Source organism: Robertmurraya korlensis NBRC 107688, assembly GCF_001591645.1.
Lineage (GTDB): Bacteria > Bacillota > Bacilli > Bacillales > Cytobacillaceae > Robertmurraya_A.
Genome location: NZ_BCVH01000023.1, coordinates 1 through 25,988, shown reverse-complemented (window position 1 = coordinate 25,988; position 25,988 = coordinate 1). Strand labels below are relative to the sequence as shown.

Sequence of the window (25,988 nt, the reverse complement as noted above, 5' to 3'; positions counted from 1 at the left end):
CTCCGAACTCCCTTTTTCTATAAGGATGAGGGTAGTTTCTCCTGAAGCAAGCCTTTGTTGCATAGCAACACCAGCTTGCGGAAGAGGAAACTATCCCTCTCACTTTTTTATGTTTTAAACACTCTGGTCCAAATAACGAACCTTCGAATACCCTTTTACTCTTCTATATACAATCAGCCCTACAGCTAAAACGATTAAAGCAATCGAAATCGTTTGAGCAATACGTAAAGATTCAGTTAGCATTAAGCTGTCTGTACGCAACCCTTCCACAAAGTAGCGTCCAATGGAGTACCAAATCACATACGAAAGGAAGATCTCTCCTTGTCGTAGATTCACCCTTCTTAAAGACAGTAAGAGAACAAACCCTAATAGATTCCAAATCGATTCATATAAGAAGGTTGGATGATAATAAGTCCCATTAATATACATTTGGTTCACGATAAAGTCTGGTAAGAATAAGCCCTCTAAAAAGCTTCTTGTTACTTCGCCACCGTGAGCCTCTTGGTTAATAAAATTCCCCCAACGGCCAATCGCTTGCCCAAGGATAATACTTGGTGCAGCGATATCAGCAAGCTTCCAAAAGGAAATGTTTCTCTTTTTAGAGAAAACAATCGCTGTTATAACAGAACCAATAAGTGCCCCGTGAATCGCAATTCCACCATTCCAAATCTTGATAATATCCCCGGGATTTTGTGAGTAATAATCCCATTCAAAAGCCACATAATAAATACGCGCTGAAATGATTGCAATCGGGATCGCCCACAGCATAAGATCCGGGAAAATATCTTTATGTAGTCCTCTTCTTTCTCCTTCTCGCATCGCTAAAAATAATGCGAGTGCAATGCCTACCCCAATGATCACACCGTACCAATGGATTTGTATTGGACCGAGCGACACCGCGATTGGGTCTATCGGCTGAATTGTTGATTCCATTCCATCTCATCCCCCTTATTTTTAGTGTTCTTCGTCATGCTCGCCTTCTTCGATCACGTCAGCAAGGCGATTCGTAAACTGCTCCGCTGCATTCACACCCATTCGTTTTAGACGGAAGTTCATTGCTGCTACTTCAATAATAACGGCTAGGTTACGACCTGGTCGAACAGGAACGGTTAATTTTGTTAAATCGGTGTCGATGATACGCATCTTTTCTTCATCTAATCCTAAGCGATCATACTGTTTCGCTTGATCCCATAATTCCAGATTAATCACTAGGGTAATCCGTTTATGGCTTCGAACTGCACCTGCGCCAAATAACGTCATCACGTTAATGATTCCTAGTCCACGAATTTCAAGTAAATGTTCAATCAATTCTGGAGAATTACCGATCAGCGTATCCTCATCCTCCTGACGAATCTCCACGCAATCATCTGCCACTAATCGATGTCCACGTTTGACTAGCTCAAGAGCTGTTTCACTTTTCCCGACTCCACTTTTACCTGTGATTAAAACCCCTACCCCATAAATATCAATTAGAACACCGTGAACAGCCGTTGTAGGTGCAAGCTTACTTTCTAAAAAGTTTGTCAAACGTCCAGAAAAACGAGTGGTTTTCTGTCTTGAACGCATAAGTGGTACTGCCTCGCGCTCACATGCTTCGACCAGCTCTACAGGTATTTCAAGTTCTCTTGTCACAATAATTCCAGGAGTTACATCCGTACAAAGCTTTTCCATACGAATAGCACGCTCGGTTGGTGATAATTTTTCCGCAAATGTCAGCTCCGTCTTACCAAGCAATTGAACTCGCTCGGCTGGATAATAATCAAAAAAACCTGCTATTTCAATACCCGGTCTTGAGATATCACTCATCGTAATCGGGCGATTTATTCCTTCTTCTCCACTAATTAACTCAAGGTCAAATTTTTCAATAATATCTTTCGTACGAACTTTCGCCATGGTCGTCTTCCTCCTCTGTATGTAAAGAGACAATTCCTATCTATTTTACCATCTTTTTTTAAAGAACCAAATTTCATCCTCATATTTTGTCAAAAAAATGACCCTCCTCAAGATTGAGAAGGGCTAACAGTTAAGGGAGAAACTCTTTTACCTGTTCACTCACAAAAAAGTCTGTTCCATTATAAACCGAGATACCATTTAGTTTATGTGTCTTTCCATTCACCATCATGATATTTTTATTAGCAGGAATTTCAATGGACAGGTCTCCTTTGGTAGCCACAAATACAGGATTATATTTTTGGGCATGATCCATTTTTGTAACATATCCTTGCTTTTCAAAATGTTCCTTTGCGTTCATGAACAATGATTGGCTTACTTTTTCTAAATGAAAGCCCATGAATTCCGCCATTTTTTCAGGGAGCTCCGTGTTCTCTAAATAGCCTGTAGGATGAGACGGACCATACGCGTACAGAAACACATCCTCGCCCGTATGACCACCTGTTGTGAAACCAAGGTTCGCTTTTTGTGCTATCATGGCACATAGATCTGCGCGGACGTTTCTAGAGTTTCTCAGCATTCTCACTTCATGATTAGTTAGCTCATCAATACCATACTGCTTGGCCACTTGTTTGATATTAGAGCGATCTTCCTTCAGATCTTCAAGTGCTCCCTCCACGGTCCGCTTCGCTTTTTTCAGTGGCTGAATGAAGTTGTCAACAGGAGTATGTGCATACGATTTAGTGGTTTGCATATTCCCTAGCGAGACTCCACTATTTCCATGGTCTGTTACAGCAATCACCATCGTATTTCCATCCTTTTTTGCGAATGTGATGGCTTCCTTTACCGCCTCGTCAAAGGCTAATACGTCGCTAATCATGCCAACAATATCATTATTGTGAGCAGCCCAATCAATCTTACTTCCTTCAACAAACAGGAAAAATCCATCTTCGTCTTTCGAAAGGGTTTGAATGGCCTTGCTTGTCATCTCTGCGAGAGTGGGCTCAGAAGGCTTCGTTGCCGGACGATCTAACTCATAGGCCAGGGACTCTTCCGCAAAGCTTCCCCAGATCTTTTTACCGTTCGCCTTTTGTAATTCACTTCTAGTATCCACCCACTGATAGCCTTTCTCTTTAATAACCTTTTGAAGATTCTCCTGATCCTTACGCTTATTTAAATGGACTGCCCCACCGCCAAGCACAACATCGATTTCTTGATAGACCTGCTGCTCAGCAATATCCTCTTGTTGCTTACGACTTGGAACATGTGTGGAAAATCCAGCCGGTGTGGCGTGTTGGATTTCAGAGGTCGCGATGATACCCGTAGCTTTTCCTACTTGCTTTGCTCCTTCTAGCACATTGGCTACTGGCATAAGGGCATGCTTTGGATTCTCATCCTGCTTCCCGGGTGTCGTGATTATCGACGGAAGTAGCCCGATATAATGCTCGTCCGTTTTATTCCCAGTCGCTAAAGCAGTGGCAGCAGCCGCTGAGTCTGTGATAGCTGATTGTGCGGAATATGTTCGGACGCCACCTGCCAGGATTTGATCTAACGCCAGGTCTCTTCCTTTATACCAGCGGGCTAAGGTGACCGCGCTCGAACTTGTACCGTCCATCACCATTATAATTACATTTCTCGGGGACTCAGGTTTTGGCTGCTGGGCTTTCATCTCCGCACAACCTACACTTCCAAGTAATAACATACATGCCAAGGTTGTAATCAGTAGCTTCTTGCTCATAAAAGCCTCCTTTCCCAATCGTTGTTTATTTTGTACATGTTGGTGGAAAGTAACCGGAAAAATGGAAAATCGTGATTGAAAAGGAACACTTATAAAGTGAACCAAAACAACCTATAATTCTTTGAAAAATGGCTGTTCTTTCACGAAAAAACCCTCCTTTAATCAAAAGGAGGGTGGAACCTTAGTTGTTTTCCTTCTTATTTTGAAAAACGGTTTTCTGAAGGATGACATTTACGATCGACATGATGAGTGCGATGAGGAAAGCCATCCAGAATCCTTCGATTTCAAAGGAGGTGCCGACTAACTTATCAGTGAGCAGAAGCGTTACTGCATTTATAACTAACAAGAATGCACCTACTGTCAAAATCGTGATCGGCAACGTTAAAATAATTAAAATAGGTCTTACCAGCAGATTTATTATTGCTAATATGAAACTTGCGGCCAGCGCTGCCCCAAAGCTTTCAATATAAAAGGAACTTTCAAAATAGCCTGCTAGTGCAATAAACAATATCGCGTTAATTCCTATTCCTATAAGCCATCTCATCACAATCATCCATTCTTATTTCACTTTTTTCAACGAAATCGAACCAGTCTTTGTATCTGCAAGAATCGTTGTAAATGAATCCATCGGTCTTGTAGATTTAAAGCTAAACATTTTTTGAACAACTTCATTCTTATTTTCTACGACTGAAATATCGTCTACATCCACTTGGAATCCACCGAGGTTGGACTTCAATTCCCCACTTAACGCCCAAGCCATAGGTACCTTCACCTTGATCGAACCCGTTGTTGCTTTTGCTACCACCACATCACCTTGGTCTCCACCAAGCTCACATTCTATATTTCCGTTAAAAGATTGAAGGTCGAGCTTTTTATAAGTACCATCCACTTTAATAGCCCCGTTAATCGTTTCAGCCTCCAAATCACCGACTGAGCTTTGCTTCACTGTAATTTGCCCATTAGCCGTTTCAAGTTCTGATTTGGAACTCTTCATATTCGACACTTCCACTTTCCCATTCGCTGTTTTTGCTTTGAAAGACGATACCACCAGATTTTCACTTGTAATGGGCCCGTTAAACATACGGATGCGAATCTGTTCAAAATCGGTAGTCGGCACGTATACCTTCGCCTGAACCTTCATCCATTTTTGTTGTGCTCCGAAACGTAGTTTATCCCCTTCGACCGAAAATAACACATCCTTGATAAAAAGGCTCTTCGCTTCCTCTGGTGATTCCACACGGTACACCTTTGCCTCACATTCGACGCGAACATCCGGTTGCTCCCACGGTATAAGCACTACGGAGCCATTGGCTACGTCAATATCAATATCCTGTACCCTGGTATGTGATTGTTGATAGATATGAGAAACATCAACCGACTGTCCGAAGTTCCAATCAAGATCGAAGTCTTTAATCTTTTTAAAAGCAACATCGACAAACTCTAGTATTTTTTCTTTTGCAGACTGGGCCTTTTGCTGAGAGAAGCCTGATGACTTTTTTCCCTCTTCAAAATTCACTACCGTTGACAGCTCGTTATATAATTTTTGTTGCTTTTCTTCCATCGAAGAATTGGATTTCTCCAGCTCTTCTAATAGTAGCAACGCTTCATCAACCTTAAGCTTGCCTTCCTCAACCATTTGTAATATTCGTTTTCTTTCTTCTTTCATGTCATACCCTCCTCAATAGGCTAATAATCTTCATTTGCAAAAACTTTAATAGCTTTTACAAGATTCCAAATCGTAACAATAATGGCGATCAATCCAGTTAAAAGTGCGCCTACAATGATATAAATGGGAGTGGTGTCTGATAATTGGTTAGTAAAATCTAGATAAACCGCTGCACCGACTAGAAACGGAACGGGAATAATTGGGATCAAGTGCGACAGAAATGCTTTTTTTGCATGCTGTTTTACGTAGGGACTAGTTGTAACTAAAAACACGACTAATGGAAAAATAAACCCAGCAAAAAAGATACTCAAATAACTCATACCGGCCAAAACTTTATTCGTATTCATTTTCCGTCATCTCCTCTGCTCATATGTACGTTCTTAATAAATAAAAGTTTCATGAATTTTGAGGAGATTGATACAAAAAGGAGCAATTCCTTATATGGAACTGCTCCCCACCTTACGCGTTAGTTACTTGCTCTTCTTTTTGCTGAATTTGCTTCTTCATTCGTTCACGATCACGTTCGAGAATTGGCTTCAGGTATTTCCCAGTATACGATAAAGGAACTTCTGCTACTTGTTCAGGGGTTCCCATCGCAATAATGGTACCGCCCTTGTCGCCCCCCTCTGGACCAAGGTCGACAATATAGTCGGCAGCTTTAATTACATCAAGATTATGCTCAATCACTAATACCGTATCACCGTTTTCCACAAGTCGCTGTAGGACGACAAGTAATCTTGAAATATCATCCACGTGTAACCCTGTGGTCGGCTCATCAAGAATATAGAACGAACGGCCGGTTGAACGGCGATGAAGCTCTGATGCAAGCTTTACCCTTTGCGCTTCCCCACCAGATAAAGTCGTGGCAGGTTGGCCGAGTGTGATGTAACCCAGCCCCACATCATATATTGTTTGAAGCTTCCTCTTAATTTTCGGGATATTTTCAAAATATACGAGTGCATCTTCGACCGTCATATCTAATACATCTGAGATATTTTTGCCTTTGTATTTTACTTCTAGCGTTTCTCGATTGTATCGTTTACCATGACACACTTCACAAGGGACGTATACATCTGGTAAAAAGTGCATCTCAATTTTTATAATCCCATCTCCGCGGCATGCCTCACAGCGGCCACCTTTGACATTAAAGCTAAATCGACCTTTTTTATAACCACGAACCTTTGCTTCATTTGTGGATGCAAACACATCCCGAACATCATCGAACACCCCAGTGTATGTCGCAGGGTTTGAGCGTGGTGTACGGCCAATAGGTGATTGGTCAATATCAATGACCTTATCAAGATGCTCGATCCCCTTGATTTCTCGGTGCTGACCTGGTTTTGTTTTTGCACGGTTTAATTTTTGAGCTAAGGATTTATGGAGAATCTCATTGATTAATGTACTTTTCCCTGAACCAGAAACTCCAGTAACAGCAATGAACATTCCGAGCGGGAATTTTACATTTACATTGTTCAAATTGTTTTCTTTAGCGCCCTTAATCTCGACGTAGCGACCATCACTTTTTCTTCGCTCAATCGGCAGCGGGATAAATTTCTTTCCTGCTAAATATTGACCGGTTAGCGAGTTAGGATCGTCCATGACCTCTTGAGGCGTTCCAGCGGATACAATTTGTCCACCATGAACTCCTGCCCCCGGACCGACATCGATTAAATAATCGGCAGCAAGCATCGTGTCTTCATCGTGCTCGACAACAATGAGTGTATTTCCGATATCACGCATATTTTTCAACGTTTCAATGAGGCGGTCATTGTCTCGTTGGTGAAGGCCGATTGATGGCTCATCTAAAATGTAGAGAACTCCAGTTAGTCTTGAACCTATTTGTGTAGCTAAACGAATCCGTTGTGCCTCTCCACCAGATAATGTTCCCGCCGCACGATTCAATGTTAAGTAGTCAAGCCCTACATTGATTAAGAACCCTAGACGCTCTTTAATTTCACGAAGAATTAAGTTAGCAATCTTTCTTTCTTTTTCCGTTAAATCGAGATGGTCAAAGAAATGATGAGCTTCTTCAATCGAGAAGGAAGTTACTTTTCCTATATGATGGTTATTGATTAGAACTGCTAATGTTTCCTTCTTTAGGCGATCCCCTTTACAGGTCGGGCAGTGGTGTTGTGCCATGTACTTTTCCATTTGCTCTCGAATAAAATCAGAGCTTGTTTCCTTGTAACGGCGCTCCACATTACGAATGACACCTTCAAATTGAATATAACCCTCACGGATTTGGCCAAAGTCGTTTTCGTAACGGAAGTAAATGTCATCTTCCTTTGACCCATATAACACTTTTTCAAGCAAATGCTTTGGAATATCCTGTACAGGTATGTCCATATCTATACCAAAGTGGTTACATACGGCTTCTAACAGCTGTGGGTAGTACTGAGAGCTCGTTGGTTCCCATGGTGCGATGGCATGTTTCTTTAAGGATAATTCTTTATTAGGGATAACAAGATCCACATCCACCTCAAGCTTTGAACCTAATCCATCACAGTCTGGACACGCACCGAACGGACTGTTAAAAGAGAACATACGAGGCTCAAGCTCTGTAATCGAAAAGCCACACAATGGACAGGCATGGTGTTCGCTAAACAATAACTCCTCTTCGCCCATGACATCTATAATAACCTTACCTTCACCAAGTCCAAGAGCAGTTTCAAGGGAGTCAGCGAGACGGGCAGTGACTCCCTCTTTAACAACAATACGGTCAACAACTACTTCAATCGTATGCTTTTTGTTTTTCTCCAGTTCGATTTCGTCACTGAGATCGAGCATTTCTCCGTCTACACGTACACGAACAAATCCTTGCTTTTTTATATCCTCTAAGACCTTTACATGTGTCCCCTTGCGACCCGAAACAATCGGTGCAAGCACCTGGAGCTTTGTTCGTTCAGGATACTCCATAATTCGGTCAACCATTTGCTCGATCGTTTGTGAACTAATTTCAATTCCATGATTCGGACAGGTTGGTCGCCCCACCCTTGCAAATAATAAACGTAAGTAATCATAAATCTCCGTAACCGTTCCGACGGTCGAACGCGGGTTACGACTGGTAGTCTTCTGGTCAATTGAAATAGCAGGTGAAAGTCCTTCAATCATATCAACATCCGGCTTATCCATTTGCCCTAAAAACTGTCTTGCATAGGCTGATAATGATTCCACATAACGGCGCTGCCCCTCAGCATAAATCGTATCAAATGCAAGAGAGGATTTCCCCGAGCCTGAAAGTCCTGTCAGTACGACGAGCTTATCTCGCGGAATGGTCACATCGATATCCTTTAAATTATGAGCTCTAGCCCCTTTAACTATGAGCTTTTCCATTGCCATTGGTTCGTCATCCTTCCGCTTTCAACTCTAATATTAAATCGCGAAGCTCTGCCGCTCTTTCAAAGTTCAGTGCCTTCGCAGCTTCTTTCATTTCCTTCTCCATATCTTCAATCAGCTTATCGCGCTCTTTCTTTGTAAGCTTTGTAAGCTTTTCTGTTGTCTTATACTCCGCTTCGTCTTCTGCCGCATGGGTCGCACGAATGGCATCTCGAATATCTTTTTGAATCGTCATCGGTGTGATTCCATGCTTTTCATTGTACTCTTCTTGGATGGAACGACGTCGTTTGGTCTCAGAAATAGCAAGCTCCATGGAGTTTGTCATACGATCCGCATACATCACCACATGCCCGCGTGAATTACGCGCTGCACGACCAATTGTTTGGATTAACGAGCGTTCAGAACGAAGGAAGCCTTCCTTGTCAGCATCTAGAATCGCAACTAATGAAACCTCTGGGATATCCAACCCTTCTCTTAACAGGTTAATTCCTATCAGTACATCATATTTTCCTAGTCGGAGTTCTCGGATGATTTCAATTCTTTCAAGCGTTTTTATCTCAGAGTGTAGATATTGTACCTTGATGCCGATTTCTTTCAAGTAATCGGTCAAGTCCTCTGACATCTTTTTCGTTAATGTCGTTACAAGTACGCGTTCATTTCTCTTGATTCGCTCATGAATTTCTCCGATTAGGTCATCAATTTGCCCTTCAATTGGACGAACATCGATTGTTGGATCAAGCAAGCCTGTTGGTCGAATGATTTGTTGAACCATATCTGGCGTGTGCTCAAGCTCATACGGTCCCGGTGTTGCCGAAACAAACACAATTTGATTGATTTTTTCTTCAAATTCGGTAAATGTTAGCGGACGGTTATCCATCGCTGAAGGCAGACGGAAGCCATGATCAACAAGAACCTGCTTACGTGCTTGGTCTCCATTAAACATTCCACGAATTTGCGGAAGCGTGACATGAGACTCATCGACTACAATCAAGAAGTCCTCTGGAAAATAATCGATCAATGTATAAGGTGTTGACCCAGATGGCCTTAAAGTAAGATGTCTAGAGTAGTTCTCAATTCCTGAACAAAAACCCATTTCCCTCATCATTTCTAAATCGTAACGCGTTCGTTGCTCTAATCGTTGGGCCTCAAGAAGCTTGCCGTTCTCACGCATGTCGGTCAGACGTTCTTCTAGCTCCTTCTCGATATTTTCAATGGCAACTAGAAGTTTTTCTTCACGGGTTACGAAGTGGGAAGCTGGGAAAATAGCAACATGGTCTCTTTCACCAAGAATCTCCCCTGTTAATGCATCAACTTCTCGAATTCGATCAATTTCATCGCCAAATAGCTCCACACGTAAGCAATGCTCGTCACGTGAAGCCGGGAAAATCTCAACGACATCCCCCCGAACACGAAACTTTCCGCGCTGAAAGTTTATATCATTTCTTTCATATTGGATATCAACTAAGCGGTGTAGGAGCTTATTACGTTCAATTTCCATCCCTGTCCTTAGTGACAGCACAAGATCTCGATATTCTTCAGGAGAACCGAGACCATAAATACAAGAAACACTTGCAATGATAATGACATCCTTTCTTTCGAACAATGAGGATGTCGCAGAGTGACGAAGCTTATCAATTTCATCATTGATGCTTGCGTCCTTTTCTATAAACGTATCCGTTGAAGGAACATAAGCTTCTGGCTGATAGTAATCATAATAGCTAACAAAATACTCGACAGCATTATTCGGAAAGAACTCCTTGAACTCACTGTAGAGCTGACCAGCAAGTGTTTTATTGTGAGCGATCACAAGCGTTGGCTTATTTACTTCTTTAATGACATTGGAGATCGTGAATGTCTTTCCCGTCCCTGTTGCTCCGAGTAACGTTTGACGTTTTTCACCGTTATGTATTCCATCAACAATCCTTTGAATTGCTGCAGGCTGATCTCCTTGTGGTGAGTATTTAGAGACTAATTCAAATTGGTCCTTCACAAGTACTCCTCCTATTAAAAGCATCCATTAGAATTTCATCTATTTTAACTAGCTGCTACGGACCTAGCTGAGCATATAACCTATATTTTCATATTAATCATTCTACCACAAATAAGGGAAAACAAACCAACGATATACGAACAAATATTCGGTATTTTTTCTTTCGGATGATGAAGTCTGTCTTTCCTAGTCGAAAAATAGTCAATCAAACGTTTGATTGAATTGGGTCAAGCACCCTCTATGACTAGAAAATATATAAAAAAACTTGTCGAAAATTTTATCGACAAGTTTCCTGCTACGAACGTTGTTTTGCCCTCTCTCGGACCAGTCTCGAGTAGGCAAAACCAATCGTTAATGACAATGCATCTACAATAATGAGCAAAAAGGAATCGGTGTATCCCTTATAAACTGATGCGGCTATTAGAGCAACTGTAAGCAATAAACCAATCACATGGCTGTATGTAACTCTTGTGAAAAAAATAACGAGAGCACCAGGGATAAAAAGACCCAATACATACTTCATCTTATTCAACCCCTCTTTATTACCACTTATAATTCTAGAATATATGGTCAACTCCTGTAGCACAAGTATTTCACATAAGGAAAGTACATACTAAGAAAAAAAGGTAGAAAGGGGTTTTTTTAATGGCAAGAAAAAGACGTCCGTTAATCCCTGAGGCTAGAGAGGCATTAGATTCATTAAAAGCTGATGTTATGAAGGAGAGAGGATATTCAGTGTCCAAGGATAACCCGGATCAAGTGAAATACGAGGTGGCAGCTGATATGAACATTCCGTTGAAAAGAGGAAACAATGGGAATCTCACCTCCCACCAAGCAGGGAAAATCGGTGGTCAAATCGGTGGTAGCATGGTCAAGGAAATGGTTCGACTTGCTCAAGAGAGAATGAGAAATCAATCGTCAGAATAAAAAAATTGTTACCCTTTTCACATTCCTTCTTGATATAATATGGGAAAACGGACCATTTTAGTGCGAGGGAACGATTATGAGTATCGAGGTTAATTTTTATTTAAAACAAGAAGACGAAACCATACCACTTCACGTTGAACATCCTTCCGTATTGATAAACCAACTGTTAAAAGAAGGTTACGCCACGTATGGGACTAGCTACTACCAGTATGAAAACCTTCAAATTCAAAAAGAAGCTGTAAATATTTTTGTTAGAACGAATAAATAAATGGAAAAATGCCTCTATCATTAGAGGCATTTTCAGCTAGCAATACCGTATTTGGTTAAGATCTCTTCATAATTGGAGCGCTCCACTGGCGGAGAGTAGAAATAACCTTGCACCTCGAAGCAATTCATATTTTGCAGGAAGCCGATTTGATTCAATGTCTCTACCCCTTCTGCAATGACCTTCAGATTTAGGTTGTGGGACATCGATATGATGGCAGAGATAATTTCTTTATTGCTCTCATAATCAGCAATGAATGATTGATCAATTTTCAAACGATCAACAGATAGCTTTTGCAAATAACTTAACGAGCTATAACCAGTACCAAAGTCATCCACACTGATCTCAACCCCGACTTTTCTTAGCGCAAGCAGGTTTTGATTTACTCGTTCTTCCCCGCGCATAATCACACTTTCCGTAATTTCAATCTCTATATCACTACCGTCAATTTCATATTTTGCTAGATTTTTTATGATAAAATCAACAAAGTCCTCTTGGTAAAAATGAATGACCGAAATATTAATAGACGTTCTTGGTACCGGCATCCCTTTCCGCTTCCATCCACCAATGGTCTCGAAAACTTCAGTAATCACAAATCTCTCCAGATCAATAATTAAATTGCTCTCTTCAGCGATAGGAATAAACTTACTTGGAGGAATAAAACCGTTTTCTTCATGGTTCCAACGAAGGAGTGCCTCTGACCCAACCAATTGGTTCGAACCCGTATCAAATTTCGGCTGATAATAAACCGTCAATTTACGATTTGTTATATCTCTACGAAGATCACTTTCAATCTGAATTTTATTAAGTGATTGCTCCTTCATCGTCGCTTCATAAACAACATATCGGTTTGACCCCTGATTTTTCGCTCGATACATGGCTAGATCTGCCGCCTTTAATAATTCCAAGATTGTTTCTCCATCCTTTGGAAAAGAGGCCACACCGATGCTCGCTGTAAGTAAAAAGTCAAATCCATCGAGTACGATGGGTGTACGAAACCCATCAATAACACTTTGTGCTACCGTATCATAGTCTGCTGGATGAGGTAGCAAAGCTGCAAACTCGTCTCCCCCTAGCCTTGCAATCGTACAGTTCTTAGGCATGAGCTCCTCAAGTTTTTTCCCGGTTTCTTGCAAAATTTTATCACCGAAAAAATGACCAAATGTATCATTAATCCGTTTAAAACGATCAAAATCAATATAAAAGAGATAAAAAGGTTGGTTTTCAACAATTGCTTCTGTAGCCACTTTTTCAAGCATACGTTTATTCGGCAAGTTGGTTAAGTCATCATGATAAGCAAGGTAGCGAATCGTCTCCTCTGCATGCGTCTTCTCCGTAATATCTCGGACAATTCCATATACACCAATCAGTTCTTCTTTAACGATAATTCGAACAGGTGTAATTCTTACATCAATAAAAAAGCCATCTCGATGTCGAAGTTTTACTTCTACCGATTGAATTTCTCCTTGGAGTACGCTTTGTAAATAGCGATTAATTTCCTCCCTGTCGTAGACTAATAACTCTTTGAAATGCAAACCCTTAATCGCTTCCTGATCATAGCCCGTAAGCATAAAGGCTTCCTTATTCGCATGCAGGATATGGCCTGACAAATTCACCGCAAAGACTGCATCTGGATTATGGTTAAAGAGCGATAAATATGACTGGATGTTACGCATCAATAATCGTTCACCAAACAGATCAGGAACAAGCATTAAGGCAAGATTCGTAATGACGCTATATGTAAATGGTAACAGCATAACCAATGGTGTCGTATGATCAGCAGCAATTTCCTCAAGATTAAACATGGAAACAATGACGATAAAAGGTATTCCCGAAAAAGCAGCTCCACCAAGAATACTACCAACAAGTTTCCATCTTGAAAGAAAATGGTAAATATCAGCATTTGTAATTTGAATCAGGAATCGAAGCAAAGAGAACATCGTGGCTAATGTTAGGAATACGGTCATGGTGGCAAGAACCGGCTTTACATCAAGCTGATCAGAGTAAAGTAGATAAAAACCAAGACCAAGTGTACCTAAAATACAAAGCGTAATAAATAATCCTGCAAATATGTACTGTATAGAGCTATTAAGTCCCTGTTTTGTTACACCCAGAGCAATATAAGATCCGATGAAACAGAAATAAAAACTCAATTGAAAGTATAAATTGACATTCCCTGTAGAGTAGGGTAATTCAATGGCAAAACAAACCAATAATAACGCGATCCAAAAAGAAAAACCTAGCATTAACGAGTATAATAGTCTTCTAGTAAACGTATAATTTTCTAGCTTCAGCCGTCGACAAAATTCTGCCCCTAATGTACAGCATATTATCGAAATGAAGATAGCAATCAAAACATCGCTTAAATTGAACACATAAAATGTGGCAGACCCAAGCAAAGTAACCCCTCATCCCAGAGCAAAATTCAGTAGACTTCTCTCCCTACTGTGGACTCCATTTTACCATGATTCGACAGTAATATCCTACTATTTTCGCAGGGATAAAAGGTTTATTTATTAGGTAAACGAATAAATACCCTCCTAGTATGAAGGAGGGTATTTTACCTAATGTAATTATTCTCAAGGTCGAGATAAATTAAAAAATAAATGCATCGATTGCATAGGCTCCAGGTCCCGTTAACGCAACACCAATAGCTACAGCTAGTAAAGTTAAGTTATACTCATATCCGTTTGCTGTTGACCATAATCCATTTGCTCCATGAACTTTAACAATTGAAATAACCATTGTAGCTGCAATTAATAGGCCTGCAAGTGGAGTTAAGAAGCCTGCCGCAAAGAATAATCCTCCAACCAACTCCGATAATCCAGCAAGAAGAGCCATTGTTACTCCAGGCTTTAACCCGATGGAATCCATCCAGCCACCTGTACCTTTAAGTCCGTAACCTCCGAACCAACCAAATAACTTTTGCGCACCATGGCCAATAAATAATAACCCTATAACAACACGAATCAATAATAATCCTAAATCTAACATCTTGTAATTCCTCCTAGTTGTTTATTCATTTGATAGTTCTTGAACTTTTTTCTTCGTTTTCCTTAGTACATCTATTAAACTGTTCACCTCATCATGATTGAAGGAGGCAAACATGGAATCAATCAGTACTTGATGCTCGGGAATAAGGGCATCCATTAATAATCTCCCTTGACCCGACAAAGAAATATGAATGGCTCGTCGATCTCCTGGACAATTATTTCGCTCTAAAAAACCCTTCTGTACCAGCTTATCAACTACATACGTCATCGATCCACTAGCCACAAGAATGCTGCTTCCAACTTCATGGATCGTCTGAGTTCCCTTATGAAAAAGTACTTCGAGAACAGAGAACTCTGTTACACTTAGCTCATGTTTTGCCACATTTGCCTTAATGCATTCTTGAATCGCCTTGGTTGTTTGCATGAGTAGCAGATACGGTTGGTTAGAACAAATCTTATCCATACTCTCACCCCCTTGTCTCTTTACCTTTGATTCAAATATCTTGAATATGAGATAATAATAGTATGAATTCGAGATATTGTCAATGGGTGCTTGAAAGTTTATTTCTTTTATGACCTTATTGACTTGAAAACCTGCTTGAAAAGGTCATAAACAAGTATTTATGACCTTTTTTACCAGGAATAGAAAGCTACCTTGGGTCATAAAGCGTATTTTATGACCTGAAAGCCGTTCAAACATACACAACACAGGTCATAAACTTTGCCTTATGACTTGATACACTAGCGAAATCAGGGCAAACGCGTCGTAAAACTCTTTCTCATATACCTTACTCTTTCTGACCAATCCCCTTAATCTGCATAATCCCTTCTTCCAATTGTTGGTCAACAATATGAGCATCATCGATATGTTGTAAAATGGCGTCATTTACATGATTAAATACTCCTTTTGTCATACTAATTTCTTCAATCACTTTACCGTTGCATGCTTTTTGTTCCTGTATGGTGAGGAGGGCGGTTTGTACTTCGGTTTGCACTGTTCCTATAACCTTTAGGATTTGATCAATTTTTGCTGTTGTATCTGTACTAAGTTGAATTCCTTCATTTACAATGGATAAACTTGTTTGTGTCTCAGTCAAAGCTTTGTTAATTTCTTGCTGGATGGTCTTTGTGAGGGCATCGATATCCATGGTGCTATTGGCAGTACTTTCTGCAAGTTTTCTTACCTCGCTTGCAACCACAGCAAATCCTTTTCCATGTTCTCCAGCACGCGCTGCCTCAATAGATGCATTTAAGGCAAGTAAATTCGTTTGTTCAGCAATGGAATGTATGACCTTCACAATGTCTTCGATCTCTTTTGATCGGATGTTTAGTTGGGTCATACTGTTTGTTGCCAGACTCGATTGCTCCCCAAGCTTCTGAATCATAGTTTCTACTTTGCCAACAGCCTCTCTTCCCTCCCGTGACTCTCTCACCAATTCATCCGTGGAATCAATAAGGATTTGTCCTATCCCAAGCGTCTTAGTCGATATGTCATTTGAATGCTTGCTAATTCCCTCCACTTTGTCGAATCGACTTTTAATTTTAGCAACAAGCTCTGCTAACTCATTATGTTGCCCATTCACAACCTCGTGCTGGTTCACTGTAGAAACCAAATCCCTATACAAGCTGTGTAAAAGCTCATTCATCCGTTGTTCTATTTCCTGATTTTCCTGGGTTGCTTTTGCATACTCTGATTTGAAAAAGTCTAACTCACTTTGTAACTTCTTATTTTTATTAAATATATTAAACATTTAGATACCCCTTTTTTAAAGTTATAAAAATCATATCGCATTAAGAGGTCTAATTTTGTGATTTATGTCATAGATACAAAAAACACCAAGCATGCGTTAGATGCTTGATGTTTATTTTACAATTAACACAGGACAGTTTGCCCGTTTGGCGACTTTATGACTAACACTTCCGAGTACAAACTCCTGCAACCCACTTAACCCTCTAGAGCCAATGACAATAATATCGGCTTGATGATTGTTGGCATATTCAACAATGGCAGGGCCTGGTTCACCTTGCAAAATGGTAACCTTGTAGGATACCTCATACGTTCTGGCCATTTTTTCTACTTCCCTTATTCGTTCCTTTCGTTTTCCGTCCAAATCAACTGAGTTCCAATTGCTCCGTACATCTGACTTCACTTTATCTGCATCCACGACAAAGACGATCTCTACTAAAGATCCTTCGGTGCATTTGGCGATATGCATGGCGTTTTCTGCTGCTCTTTTCGCATGATCGGATCCGTCGGTAGCTAATATAATGTTTTTATACACATGTTGACCTCCTTTTAAAGAGAATTTTTAATATGTTAATTATGCGTGAAATGCCTCTTTATAGCAGTGATATTCCTCACCGCAACCTCTGTTTTCTTCACATATAAGCCTTTCGAAAAAGAGAGACATATTCCCATGTACAAGCCCATATATTTTAAGGTACAATATAAAACGTAATTGTTACGGTTTAACCAATACGTAGGAGGGACATATGAACCGAATTGTTCGTACGAATTTGTTTGATATTACTGGATTAATTTTATTAGCAGCTGCTTTTTCTTTATTGACATTAAAATTAGACGTTGGAGACATTCTCCCCTCCTCATTTCTAAATCTGAATACTATTTTTCTAAGTATATTAATAGAGGCTTTTCCATTTGTACTTATCGGTGTGTTGATTGCAGGTGTAATCCAAATCTTTGTAACAGAGGAACATATCCAGCGATGGATTCCTCAAAGTAGGACTAAGGCAATCATCATGAGCTGTGTGGTCGGTGCGTTGTTCCCTGCTTGCGAATGTGGAATCGTACCAATTGTAAGACGACTGGTATCAAAAGGGGTTCCTTTATATGCAGCCATTGGCTTCATGCTAACTGGACCACTTATTAACCCAATTGTCATTGCATCCACATACATGGCGTTTGGAAATAATGCCGCGATTGCTGGTTGGAGAATGGGGCTTGGGTTTGCGGTTGCTCTTATGGTTGCGTTTCTTGTGAGCTTTTTCTTCCGAGGACACCAATTCAAGCAGGCACTGGTCACTACACAAACCATCCCAGTAGCCAGAAAAAAAGAGCCTTTTACCAAGCGTTTCTTTTCGATGCTTACCCACTCCATCGATGAGTTTTTTGATATGGCGAAGTTTCTCATTTTTGGAGCCTTTCTCGCGGCCGCTGTGCAAACCTATATGCCAGCTAAATCCCTATTAGAGGCAGGAGATGGTCCTTTTTCCTCCATCGCTGTCATGATGGGTCTTGCTTATGTATTATCCCTTTGCTCAGAAGCAGATGCTTTTATCGGTTCCTCCTTTAATAGTATCTTTCCAACACCATCTGTCCTAGCGTTTCTTATTTTCGGACCGATGATTGATTTAAAGAACACACTTATGATGCTAAGTGTATTCCGTGCAAAATTTGTTTTTAGTGTACTATTTTTTGTTGCAACGACAGTATTTCTATCAATTGTGCTCGTGCAGAGCTTTTTATAAGGAGGGATAATAAATGGTCTTCCAAGCCCAACAAGCCGTACGCGCAGCCATTTTGCTTTTTTTCACGGTGTTAATTTTTAAATTTCACTATACCGGTGAGATTACAAAGTTTATTAATCCGAAATACATCGGTCTGAGTCAGATTGCTTCTGTTTTGTTTCTCATCCTGTTCTTTATCCAGATTACGCGAATTTGGGAGAAAAAGGTTCATCATCACGATCATGAATGCAGCCACAATCACGGTTGTGATCATAACCATGATCATGGGAATACACCGATGACATTAAAAAAAGTGATCTCGTACGTTATTATTGCCTTTCCACTCATTACGGGTTTTGCTTTACCAGCCAAGGTGCTTGATTCATCAATCGCTGAGAAAAAAGGTGGAATGGCTGTTATTACAGGAAAAAGTGAAAAAGCTTCATCCAATGAGTCAACGAATGAAGAAGAAGAGGTTCAACCTTCAGACACGGAGGTGCTTCCAAATCCGTATGGAGAAATCACTCAAGAAGAGATGAATTCTCTCGTACAAAAACTAAAGCAGAGTGACCCGATTGTCATGGATGATTATGTGTACTATTTAAATTATGAAGAGATTAGTAAGGATGTATCGTCTTATAAAGGGAAAGAAATTACATTGAAGGGCTTTGTTTATAAAGAGGAAGGCTTTCAAACAGATCAGCTTGTCATCTCCCGCTTCTTGATCACTCACTGTGTGGCCGATGCTAGTATTATCGGTTTCCTAACACAGTTTGATGAAGCAGCTACTCTAGAAAAGGACACATGGGTGGAAGCCACCGGTGTACTTGATGTAACGACCTATAACGGAATGGAGATGCCTTTTATCAAAATTACCGACTGGAAAACGATTGAGGAACCATCCAAACCCTATCTATTTCCGTTAAACGTGAGAATTTTATAAACAAAGGGGAGAATGGCATCTATTCGTGATTCTCCCCTCCTTTTATATTATTCATCTTTTTCATCATAGGCAATTAACACGATATTTTCGTTTGTTTCCTTCCGCAATTCCTTCTCAAGAGAGGTGATTTTCTCTAACTGACTTCTGTCGAGGTTCGCTACAGGGAAATTTTCGTATACGCTCATCTAAATACCCCTTTCTAAGGTGATAATTAGATTTTTTCCATGTCATTACTAAATTATGCAGTTAGCGGTTCACGACTCTTTGGATATGGATAATTAAATATAATTTTTCATTATTCGTTAGACTGTAATCGAATTGATTTTCGATATACTCATTAATTTTTTCCGTACATTCAAAAGCAGCCCTATGCTTCTCACGCACTGTTTCGAATAAAAACGGATCGTCATCCTCAATATACGTCTTGCTATATAATCGTTGAGCAAAAAACTTTAAATGTGTAATAAATCGAAAATAATTTAATGATTCCTCGTCAAAGTCTATTTTGAAATGATATTTAACAATATTTAAAATATCCTGCATGACTTTTGTGATATTCGCAACATTGGGCATTTCTTGGTTAAGCTCAGCATTCACGATATGCATGGCAATAAAGCTTGCTTCATCCTCTGGTAAAAGTACCCCCAGTTTCTCTTGAATGATCTTTAAGGCTTCCATACCAATGATAAATTCTTGCTTATAAAACCTTTTGATCTCCCATAAAAGGGCATTTTTAATGTCATACCCTTTTTCATTACGTTCTACCGCAAAGTGAATATGGTCGGTTAAAGATATATAAATGCTATCGTTAAGGTTTCTTCCGAGCCTACTTTTCGCAATCTTAATAATATCCTCGGTTACTTCCATGTATTCAATCGGAACTTCATATAAAAGAGTTTTAAATTTCTCTGACATGTCATTATTTTTTAAAGCAAAAATCTTCTCAATCTTATCCTCATCAACAAGATCACCTGGCTTTTTTTGAAAGGCCAGACCTCTCCCCATCACGACTAACTCTTCGTTTTTTTCATTAAACGCACTGATTACGTTGTTATTGTATACCTTGGCTATTTTCATTTGACCACCTATAAGTTTATTATGGTTCTCTTTCTATTATTATAATGGAAATAGTGATCGTTATAAAATCTTTTAGACATTCAAAAGAAGGAAAGCCAATAACTCGCTTTCCCATTTTCATCCAACTTATAGTTTTTCACCGTTAGAAGCAATTACCTCTTTATACCAGTCAAAGCTCTTCTTCTTTGAACGGTTCAGAGTTCCATTTCCTTCATTATCCTTGTCAACATAAATGTAGCCGTAGCGCTTTTTCATTTCACCTGTTGATGCACTTACAAGGTCGATTGGTCCCCAGCTTGTATAACCAAGAATTTCGACGCCATCTTCAATTGCTTCGGACATCTCTGCTACGTGTTTACGTAAATATTCAATACGGTAATCGTCATTCACTTCTCCGTCTTCTGTAGGTACGTCAACCGCACCTAGTCCATTTTCCACAACGAAAAGAGGTTTTTGATAACGATCGTATAATTGGTTCGCTGTAATACGGAAGCCCTTTGGATCAATGGTCCAACCCCACTCAGACTTCTCTAAGTATGGATTTTCAATGGAACCAAATACGTTTCCAGATGTTGTCTTGTTGATTTCTGGGTCAGTACTTGTTGTACGACTTGCGTAGTAACTAAAGCCAAGATAATCAACTGTATGGTTTTTAAGAAGCTCTTCGTCTCCTGCTTCCATTTCGATGTTCAGGTTATTGTCTCTGAAGAATCTCTTTGCATAACCAGGGTATGCTCCGCGAGATTGTACGTCAATAAAGAAGAACGAATCACGGTCTTTTTCCATCGCATCAAAGACATCCTCTGGATTACATGAATAAGGGTATGTCTGACCAGCAGCAAGCATACAGCCGATTTTCATTTCTGGATTAATTCCGTGACCAGCTTTTACAGCTAATGCACTTGCAACCAATTGGTGGTGTGCTGCTTGGTACTTCACTTGCTTCTTGTCTTCACCTTCTTCAAATACAAGACCAGCTCCAACAAATGGCAAGTGCAGGAGCATATTGATTTCGTTGAATGTCATCCAATACTTTACCTTGTCCTTATAACGCTTGAAAAGAGTTGTCGCGTAGGTTTCAAAGAATGAAACAAGCTTACGGTTTCTCCAGCTACCGTAGTTTTTCACTAGGTTAACCGGTACATCGAAGTGTGCAATCGTTACGACTGGCTCAATTCCATACTTTATTAATTCATCAAACACATTGTCGTAAAATTGTAGTCCCGCTTCGTTTGGCTCAGCGTCATCCCCATTTGGGAAAATCCTTGCCCATGAGATCGATAAGCGTAATGCTTTAAAGCCCATTTCTGCAAATAGTGCGATATCCTCTTTATAACGGTTATAAAAATCAATCGCTTCATGCGAAGGATAAAATTCCCCTTCAAGTGGTTCATACGAAGGTAGATTACCTAACAAGATCTCCCAACGTAATTTTCCAGTTGGCATTAAGTCAACAGTCGTTAATCCCTTACCATCTGCTAAGTATGCACCTTCTGCTTGGTTAGCAGCAATTGCGCCACCCCATAAAAATCCTTTTTGAAAAGCCATAAATATCCTCCATTTCTAAAACAGCAGGAAGAAAGGAAATGTTTCTTCCTTTCTCCTCGCGTTTGTTTAATTACTTCGTATCTAGTGTAAATAATGGAGCCCCAATATTCACTTGTTTTGCATTCGCAAGTTGTAAATCGAACTCTTTATGATTAGTTACAACGATAGGAGTTGTTAACGGCTTACCTGCTTCTTTAATTTGCTCCATATCGAACTCAATTAGTAATTGACCTGCTTTCACATAATCACCTTGAGATACATGTGCAGTGAAAAACTTACCTTCTAATTGAACCGTATCCATACCGATGTGGATTAACAGATCCGCACCTGCATCCGTTGTAATACCAATTGCATGCTTTGTTGGGAATAGAGCTGATACCGTTCCTGCAACTGGAGCAACCAATTTCCCTTCACTTGGCTCAATTGCCACACCATGACCTAATGCACCAGATGAGAATGCAGCATCTTTTACTTCTGATAAAGCAATCACTTCTCCATTTAATGGACTAACTACTTCTTCGTTTTGAACCTTTGTTGCTGCTACTTCACTAGCAGCTGAAGTTGTATCTGTTGAAGCCTGTTGTTGTTTGTTAATTCCACCGAATAATAATGTTAGAACTAAACCAGCGATGAAAGCAACAACGATAGAGATAATTGCACCATAGAAACCTAAATCGATTCCAGCAGGATTAATATATGAAGGAATACCAAAGACTCCTAGACCACCAATAATGTAACCAGTTACATTTGTAGCACCGGCAATAGCTCCACCAATACCTGCAGCGATACAGCTCATGATAAATGCTTTCTTTAATGGAAGTGTAATACCGTAAATAGCTGGTTCAGTTACACCAAAAATACCTGAGATAAATGCTGGAATACTTAGTGTTTTTAATTTTTGGTTCTTTGTTTTTAATAGTATTGCTAAAACTGCACCCGTTTGTGCAAATGATGCTGCGAATACTGTTGCAAGGATCGTGTCATAACCTAGTGTTGCAAGATTGTTGAATGCGATTGGTACCAATCCCCAGTGAAGACCGAAGATAACGAATACTTGCCAGAAACCACCTAATAGTAGACCTGCAATCAGTGGGCTTACGTTATAGATTGCTAATGTCCCTTGACCTAATAAGCTTCCTGCCCATGTTGCTACCGGGCCAATAACAATAAATGTAAGTGGTACAACAATTAATAATGTTAACATTGGTACGACAAATGCTTTAATTACATCTGGAATAACTGTCTTTAACCATTTTTCTACTTTAGCTGCAAAGAATGCTGAAATAATAATCGGTATAACAGATGAAGAATAAGACATTAAGATAACTGGAATTCCTAAGAATGTAATGTAAATTGGTGATTGAAACATTGTTCCTGCAAATACTGTATAAAGAGGCTCACCTGCTGTTAATGTTGAAAGTGTCGGGTATACTAATGCTGCCCCGATCGCCATCCCTATGAATGGGTTACCACCAAATTTCTTAATTGCTGTATAACCTAAGAAGATTGGTAGGAAGTAAAACAGTGCATCACCTGTTGCGTTTAAAACTTGGTACGTACCTGATGTACTATCTAACCAACCAAATGCCACAAATAATGCGTTAAAACCTTTGATCATCCCTGTTGCTGCTAATACACCAAGAACAGGAGTAAAGATGCTTGAAATCATATCAATAAAGCGACTTAGTAGAGATCCTTTTGGACCTTCCTCTTCTTCGACAGGCGTTTGGCCTTGGAATCCGCCAACTGTAGTCACCGCTTTGTACACATCTGGTACATGGTTTCCGATAACTACTTGATATTGTCCACCGCTCTTCATAACAGTAACAACACCATCCATATTCTTTAACACTTCTGTATTTGCTTTGCTTTCATCTCTTAACTTAAAACGTAAACGAGTAACACAATGGACCACACTGAAAACGTTTTCTTTTCCACCTACATTGGCAATAATATCTTTTGCTAACTGCTCGTATTTCATTTTTGACCCTTCCTTCTATTAAAAATTTTATATATTTTTCCAAATAAAAAACCTGATCTGATTAGAAACACACAAACGTATTGCATTAGCAAAGTTGTGTTCTAATCAGATCAGGTTATGCCCACTTAAGGTAACATTCCTTCAAGGAATTTATTAAGTTTTTATTTGATACGTGTAATTTATCACGGGTATTTAGTGGGTGTCAACGCTTTCTTTTAAATTTTTTAATATTTTTATAGATTACCGACTTGTATCTTATATATATAAAAATACAAAAAAATAACGTTTACAAAATTCTTGCTTGTTCAAATAAATCATGTTATAGTTAACGCAATTAAACAAACAACCCTTTTAGGATTGTTACTGGTTATGCAGGCAAAACCTAAATCACGTAAACTATGAGATTATTGTGTCTTCTCTACGTGGTTTAGGTTTTTTATTTTGCCCTAGTGAAAGCGTAGCCATAAAAACATATATGGAGGTTTTTCCAAATGACTAAAACATATCAATTTCCAGAAGGATTTTTATGGGGCGGTGCAACAGCTGCCAACCAATTAGAAGGTGCGTATCTTGAAGGTGGCAAAGGAATGAACCTTGCTGATGTAATGCCTGGTGGAAAAATCCGTTTTCAATTAATCACGACTCCTGGCTTTAACTTTGAGATCGACAAGGAAAAATATACGTATCCGAACCATGACGGTATCGACTTCTATCATCGTTATGCTGAAGATATTGCTCTATTTGCTGAAATGGGCTTTAAAACATTCCGTCTGTCTATTGCTTGGTCACGTATTTTCCCTAAAGGGGACGAGCTAGAGCCAAACGAAGAGGGTCTTGCATTCTATGACCGCGTATTCGATGAGTGCTTAAAACATGGAATTGAACCACTTGTAACGATTTCTCACTATGAAATGCCTTTATATTTAATTAAAGAGTACGGTGGTTGGAGAAACCGTGAAGTGATTGGGTTCTTCGAGCGTTATGCAACGACTTTATTTAATCGTTATAAAAACAAAGTAAAATACTGGCTAACATTTAATGAAATTAACGGAGCAACACATATGCCAATCTTTGGACTTGGGTTCTCTCCAGCTACTGAAGATGTTCGCCTGCAGGAAAGCTTCCAAGGCTTACACCACCAATTTGTAGCAAGCAGCTTAGCTACAAAGGCTTGTCATGAAATTAATCCTGATGCTCAAATTGGCTGTATGTTAATCTATGCTCCTGTTTACGCATATGATTGCAATCCGGTTAATGTATTACATGCGATGAAGGAAGAGCAGATCTTTAACTATATTTGTGGAGACGTACAAGTACGTGGGGAGTATCCTGCCTTCACAAAACGCTATTTCAAAGAAAATGGCATCAAGCTTGAAATGCAACAAGGTGATTTAGAAATTATCAAGCAATACCCAGTTGATTTCATTTCTTTCAGCTACTATATGTCTCGTACAGATAAGAAAGAATTAACAGAAGAAGAAAAGGCAAATGGAAATATCTTCAACGGTGTGAAAAATCCATTCTTAAAAGCAAGTGACTGGGGCTGGGAAATCGACCCGATTGGTCTAAGAATTGCTTTAAATCAATTATACGATCGTTATCGCGTACCTTTATTTATCGTTGAAAACGGACTTGGTGCTTACGATAAGGTTGAAGAAGATGGAAGCATCAATGACGACTACCGTATCAATTACCTTCGCGAGCATATTGAAGCGATGGGTGAAGCAATAGAAGATGGTGTAGACTTAATGGGTTACACTCCTTGGGGCTGTATCGACCTTGTAAGTGCTTCAACTGGTGAATTATCAAAGCGTTACGGCTTTATCTATGTTGATAAGCATGATGACGGAAGCGGTACTCTTGAGCGTAGCAAGAAGAAGTCGTTCTACTGGTACAAGAACGTTATTTCTACAAACGGTCAAGAACTATAATAAATAGGAAAGCATTGGTCCATTTGAATGGGCCAATGCTTTTTTGTCCGTGGTTTTTTAGGCTGGCTTTTTCCGGATGTTAGTGAGGGAAAAAGGATGATACTCGTTTCCACTAGATTCACCGTTCCTTTTGATCTTCATCAGCTCGATGAACTTCTTTTCCAACAGATTCACCGCTCCTTTTGATCTTCATCAGCTCGATGAACTTCTTTTCCAACAGATTCACCGCTCCTTT

Annotated in this window: 23 protein-coding genes; 5 read left to right on the top strand and 18 right to left on the bottom strand. The window is 39.7% G+C overall.

All coding sequences use genetic code 11. The features are described from left to right. Positions 1-114 precede the first annotated feature (114 nt). The 9 genes from lgt to BKO01S_RS20190 all read right to left on the bottom strand — a co-directional run bounded on the left by lgt (position 115) and on the right by BKO01S_RS20190 (position 11,143). A complete protein-coding gene (gene lgt / locus BKO01S_RS20230) occupies positions 115-933 on the bottom strand; it encodes a prolipoprotein diacylglyceryl transferase (RefSeq protein WP_066058741.1) in 819 nt (272 codons plus the stop codon). A gap of 21 nt (positions 934-954) precedes the next feature. Further along, positions 955-1,893: an HPr(Ser) kinase/phosphatase gene (gene hprK / locus BKO01S_RS20225; RefSeq protein WP_066058738.1), complete on the bottom strand. Its 939-nt coding sequence runs from the start codon at positions 1,891-1,893 to the stop codon at positions 955-957. Between the two features lie 130 nt (positions 1,894-2,023). Continuing rightward, a complete protein-coding gene (locus BKO01S_RS20220; RefSeq protein ID WP_066058734.1) occupies positions 2,024-3,628 on the bottom strand; it encodes an alkaline phosphatase in 1,605 nt (534 codons plus the stop codon). Between the two features lie 181 nt (positions 3,629-3,809). Next, positions 3,810-4,172, bottom strand: a complete 363-nt coding sequence (locus tag BKO01S_RS20215) for a phage holin family protein (protein ID WP_066058729.1) — start codon at positions 4,170-4,172, stop codon at positions 3,810-3,812. Positions 4,173-4,187: 15 nt separating this feature from the next. After that, positions 4,188-5,294 carry a DUF4097 family beta strand repeat-containing protein gene (locus tag BKO01S_RS20210; protein ID WP_066058726.1) on the bottom strand — a complete coding sequence of 369 codons (1,107 nt, stop codon included), beginning with the start codon at positions 5,292-5,294 and terminating at the stop codon, positions 4,188-4,190. Between the two features lie 20 nt (positions 5,295-5,314). Beyond that, positions 5,315-5,641, bottom strand: coding sequence for a magnetosome magnetite crystal formation protein family (locus BKO01S_RS20205; protein ID WP_066058723.1), 327 nt, complete (start codon positions 5,639-5,641; stop codon positions 5,315-5,317). Positions 5,642-5,753: 112 nt separating this feature from the next. Beyond that, entirely contained in the window at positions 5,754-8,633 is a 2,880-nt protein-coding gene (gene uvrA / locus BKO01S_RS20200) for an excinuclease ABC subunit UvrA (RefSeq protein ID WP_066058719.1), read from the bottom strand. A 7-nt stretch (positions 8,634-8,640) separates the two neighbouring features. Then, on the bottom strand, positions 8,641-10,620 hold the full coding sequence (gene uvrB, locus BKO01S_RS20195; RefSeq protein WP_066058714.1) for an excinuclease ABC subunit UvrB: 1,980 nt from the start codon (positions 10,618-10,620) through the stop codon (positions 8,641-8,643). A gap of 295 nt (positions 10,621-10,915) precedes the next feature. Continuing rightward, on the bottom strand, positions 10,916-11,143 hold the full coding sequence (locus BKO01S_RS20190; RefSeq protein ID WP_066058711.1) for a CsbA family protein: 228 nt from the start codon (positions 11,141-11,143) through the stop codon (positions 10,916-10,918). A gap of 122 nt (positions 11,144-11,265) precedes the next feature. Here BKO01S_RS20190 and BKO01S_RS20185 point away from each other — a divergent pair, with 122 nt between their 5' ends. After that, on the top strand, positions 11,266-11,547 hold the full coding sequence (locus BKO01S_RS20185) for an alpha/beta-type small acid-soluble spore protein (protein WP_066058710.1): 282 nt from the start codon (positions 11,266-11,268) through the stop codon (positions 11,545-11,547). A gap of 76 nt (positions 11,548-11,623) precedes the next feature. After that, positions 11,624-11,815 carry a hypothetical protein gene (locus BKO01S_RS20180; protein WP_066058707.1) on the top strand — a complete coding sequence of 64 codons (192 nt, stop codon included), beginning with the start codon at positions 11,624-11,626 and terminating at the stop codon, positions 11,813-11,815. 32 nt (positions 11,816-11,847) lie between these two features. Here the strand turns inward: BKO01S_RS20180 and BKO01S_RS20175 are convergent, their stop codons facing one another. The 5 genes from BKO01S_RS20175 to BKO01S_RS20155 form a co-directional block, all read right to left on the bottom strand. Next, complete coding sequence (locus BKO01S_RS20175; RefSeq protein WP_066058704.1) at positions 11,848-14,211, bottom strand: putative bifunctional diguanylate cyclase/phosphodiesterase; 2,364 nt, start codon at positions 14,209-14,211, stop codon at positions 11,848-11,850. Between the two features lie 196 nt (positions 14,212-14,407). Beyond that, positions 14,408-14,806, bottom strand: a complete 399-nt coding sequence (locus BKO01S_RS20170; RefSeq protein WP_066058703.1) for a DoxX family protein — start codon at positions 14,804-14,806, stop codon at positions 14,408-14,410. Positions 14,807-14,827: 21 nt separating this feature from the next. After that, a complete protein-coding gene (locus BKO01S_RS20165) occupies positions 14,828-15,268 on the bottom strand; it encodes a MarR family winged helix-turn-helix transcriptional regulator (protein WP_066058700.1) in 441 nt (146 codons plus the stop codon). A 325-nt stretch (positions 15,269-15,593) separates the two neighbouring features. Then, positions 15,594-16,556, bottom strand: coding sequence for a methyl-accepting chemotaxis protein (locus tag BKO01S_RS25080; RefSeq protein ID WP_157077429.1), 963 nt, complete (start codon positions 16,554-16,556; stop codon positions 15,594-15,596). A 111-nt stretch (positions 16,557-16,667) separates the two neighbouring features. Beyond that, complete coding sequence (locus BKO01S_RS20155; RefSeq protein ID WP_066058697.1) at positions 16,668-17,087, bottom strand: universal stress protein; 420 nt, start codon at positions 17,085-17,087, stop codon at positions 16,668-16,670. Between the two features lie 211 nt (positions 17,088-17,298). On the opposite strand from BKO01S_RS20155, the gene BKO01S_RS20150 reads away from it, so the two are divergent. Further along, positions 17,299-18,294, top strand: a complete 996-nt coding sequence (locus BKO01S_RS20150) for a permease (RefSeq protein ID WP_066058692.1) — start codon at positions 17,299-17,301, stop codon at positions 18,292-18,294. Between the two features lie 13 nt (positions 18,295-18,307). Then, entirely contained in the window at positions 18,308-19,216 is a 909-nt protein-coding gene (locus tag BKO01S_RS20145; protein ID WP_066058689.1) for a TIGR03943 family putative permease subunit, read from the top strand. 47 nt (positions 19,217-19,263) lie between these two features. On the opposite strand, the gene BKO01S_RS24710 is transcribed toward BKO01S_RS20145, so the two are convergent. From BKO01S_RS24710 to BKO01S_RS20130, 4 genes are all read right to left on the bottom strand, one after another. After that, the gene (locus tag BKO01S_RS24710; protein WP_198158860.1) at positions 19,264-19,401 is read right to left on the bottom strand and encodes a hypothetical protein; all 138 of its coding nucleotides are present in this window, start codon (positions 19,399-19,401) and stop codon (positions 19,264-19,266) included. 61 nt (positions 19,402-19,462) lie between these two features. Further along, positions 19,463-20,293 carry a BglG family transcription antiterminator LicT gene (gene licT / locus BKO01S_RS20140; RefSeq protein WP_066058686.1) on the bottom strand — a complete coding sequence of 277 codons (831 nt, stop codon included), beginning with the start codon at positions 20,291-20,293 and terminating at the stop codon, positions 19,463-19,465. A gap of 126 nt (positions 20,294-20,419) precedes the next feature. Continuing rightward, the gene (locus BKO01S_RS20135; RefSeq protein WP_066058683.1) at positions 20,420-21,841 is read right to left on the bottom strand and encodes a 6-phospho-beta-glucosidase; all 1,422 of its coding nucleotides are present in this window, start codon (positions 21,839-21,841) and stop codon (positions 20,420-20,422) included. Between the two features lie 70 nt (positions 21,842-21,911). Further along, the gene (locus tag BKO01S_RS20130) at positions 21,912-23,822 is read right to left on the bottom strand and encodes a beta-glucoside-specific PTS transporter subunit IIABC (RefSeq protein WP_066058679.1); all 1,911 of its coding nucleotides are present in this window, start codon (positions 23,820-23,822) and stop codon (positions 21,912-21,914) included. A 491-nt stretch (positions 23,823-24,313) separates the two neighbouring features. Between BKO01S_RS20130 and BKO01S_RS20125 the strand changes: the two genes are divergently transcribed. Beyond that, entirely contained in the window at positions 24,314-25,753 is a 1,440-nt protein-coding gene (locus BKO01S_RS20125; RefSeq protein ID WP_066058676.1) for a glycoside hydrolase family 1 protein, read from the top strand. The last annotated feature ends 235 nt before the right edge of the window (positions 25,754-25,988 follow it).

What these genes read in the sequence shown, in the direction of transcription:
- BKO01S_RS24710 (WP_198158860.1), bottom strand. Translation starts at nt 19,401, where the DNA reads ATGAGCGTATACGAAAATTTCCCTGTAGCGAACCTCGACAGAAGTCAG.
- BKO01S_RS25080 (WP_157077429.1), bottom strand. Translation starts at nt 16,556, where the DNA reads ATGTTTAATATATTTAATAAAAATAAGAAGTTACAAAGTGAGTTAGAC.
- BKO01S_RS20130 (WP_066058679.1), bottom strand. Translation starts at nt 23,822, where the DNA reads ATGAAATACGAGCAGTTAGCAAAAGATATTATTGCCAATGTAGGTGGA.
- licT (WP_066058686.1), bottom strand. Translation starts at nt 20,293, where the DNA reads ATGAAAATAGCCAAGGTATACAATAACAACGTAATCAGTGCGTTTAAT.
- BKO01S_RS20165 (WP_066058700.1), bottom strand. Translation starts at nt 15,268, where the DNA reads ATGGATAAGATTTGTTCTAACCAACCGTATCTGCTACTCATGCAAACA.
- BKO01S_RS20170 (WP_066058703.1), bottom strand. Translation starts at nt 14,806, where the DNA reads ATGTTAGATTTAGGATTATTATTGATTCGTGTTGTTATAGGGTTATTA.
- hprK (WP_066058738.1), bottom strand. Translation starts at nt 1,893, where the DNA reads ATGGCGAAAGTTCGTACGAAAGATATTATTGAAAAATTTGACCTTGAG.
- BKO01S_RS20185 (WP_066058710.1), top strand. Translation starts at nt 11,266, where the DNA reads ATGGCAAGAAAAAGACGTCCGTTAATCCCTGAGGCTAGAGAGGCATTA.
- BKO01S_RS20215 (WP_066058729.1), bottom strand. Translation starts at nt 4,172, where the DNA reads ATGAGATGGCTTATAGGAATAGGAATTAACGCGATATTGTTTATTGCA.
- BKO01S_RS20190 (WP_066058711.1), bottom strand. Translation starts at nt 11,143, where the DNA reads ATGAAGTATGTATTGGGTCTTTTTATCCCTGGTGCTCTCGTTATTTTT.
- BKO01S_RS20145 (WP_066058689.1), top strand. Translation starts at nt 18,308, where the DNA reads ATGGTCTTCCAAGCCCAACAAGCCGTACGCGCAGCCATTTTGCTTTTT.
- BKO01S_RS20210 (WP_066058726.1), bottom strand. Translation starts at nt 5,294, where the DNA reads ATGAAAGAAGAAAGAAAACGAATATTACAAATGGTTGAGGAAGGCAAG.
- BKO01S_RS20220 (WP_066058734.1), bottom strand. Translation starts at nt 3,628, where the DNA reads ATGAGCAAGAAGCTACTGATTACAACCTTGGCATGTATGTTATTACTT.
- BKO01S_RS20125 (WP_066058676.1), top strand. Translation starts at nt 24,314, where the DNA reads ATGACTAAAACATATCAATTTCCAGAAGGATTTTTATGGGGCGGTGCA.
- BKO01S_RS20180 (WP_066058707.1), top strand. Translation starts at nt 11,624, where the DNA reads ATGAGTATCGAGGTTAATTTTTATTTAAAACAAGAAGACGAAACCATA.
- uvrA (WP_066058719.1), bottom strand. Translation starts at nt 8,633, where the DNA reads ATGGCAATGGAAAAGCTCATAGTTAAAGGGGCTAGAGCTCATAATTTA.
- BKO01S_RS20150 (WP_066058692.1), top strand. Translation starts at nt 17,299, where the DNA reads ATGAACCGAATTGTTCGTACGAATTTGTTTGATATTACTGGATTAATT.
- BKO01S_RS20135 (WP_066058683.1), bottom strand. Translation starts at nt 21,841, where the DNA reads ATGGCTTTTCAAAAAGGATTTTTATGGGGTGGCGCAATTGCTGCTAAC.
- BKO01S_RS20205 (WP_066058723.1), bottom strand. Translation starts at nt 5,641, where the DNA reads ATGAATACGAATAAAGTTTTGGCCGGTATGAGTTATTTGAGTATCTTT.
- lgt (WP_066058741.1), bottom strand. Translation starts at nt 933, where the DNA reads ATGGAATCAACAATTCAGCCGATAGACCCAATCGCGGTGTCGCTCGGT.